Genomic DNA, 962 nt, shown 5'->3' on the forward strand with positions numbered 1-962 from the left:
ACCATGCACCACCTGTCACCAATGTCCCCGAAGGGAAAACTCTATCTCTAGAGCGGTCATTGGGATGTCAAGACCTGGTAAGGTTCTTCGCGTTGCTTCGAATTAAACCACATGCTCCACCGCTTGTGCGGGCCCCCGTCAATTCCTTTGAGTTTCAGTCTTGCGACCGTACTCCCCAGGCGGAGTGCTTAATGCGTTAGCTGCAGCACTAAGGGGCGGAAACCCCCTAACACTTAGCACTCATCGTTTACGGCGTGGACTACCAGGGTATCTAATCCTGTTCGCTCCCCACGCTTTCGCGCCTCAGCGTCAGTTACAGACCAGAAAGTCGCCTTCGCCACTGGTGTTCCTCCACATCTCTACGCATTTCACCGCTACACGTGGAATTCCACTCTCCTCTTCTGCACTCAAGTTCCCCAGTTTCCAATGACCCTCCCCGGTTGAGCCGGGGGCTTTCACATCAGACTTAAGAAACCGCCTGCGCGCCCTTTACGCCCAATAATTCCGGACAACGCTTGCCACCTACGTATTACCGCGGCTGCTGGCACGTAGTTAGCCGTGGCTTTCTGGTTAGGTACCGTCAAGGTGCCGCCCTATTTGAACGGCACTTGTTCTTCCCTAACAACAGAGCTTTACGATCCGAAAACCTTCATCACTCACGCGGCGTTGCTCCGTCAGACTTTCGTCCATTGCGGAAGATTCCCTACTGCTGCCTCCCGTAGGAGTCTGGGCCGTGTCTCAGTCCCAGTGTGGCCGATCACCCTCTCAGGTCGGCTACGCATCGTTGCCTTGGTGAGCCGTTACCTCACCAACTAGCTAATGCGCCGCGGGTCCATCTGTAAGTGGTAGCCGAAGCCACCTTTTATGTCTGAACCATGCGGTTCAAACAAGCATCCGGTATTAGCCCCGGTTTCCCGGAGTTATCCCAGTCTTACAGGTAGGTTGCCCACGTGTTACTCACC

1 rRNA gene (only partly in view) is annotated in these 962 nt (G+C 54.9%); it reads right to left on the bottom strand.

Annotated features, from left to right (window positions below):
• Positions 1-962: ribosomal RNA gene (locus tag ACFVT1_RS40975) — 16S ribosomal RNA — on the bottom strand (its annotated part extends 565 nt beyond the left edge of the window); the annotation flags it as partial.

Origin of the sequence: Streptomyces sp. NPDC057963, assembly GCF_042887155.1 — a bacterium.
Classification (GTDB): Bacteria; Actinomycetota; Actinomycetes; order Streptomycetales; family Streptomycetaceae; genus Streptomyces.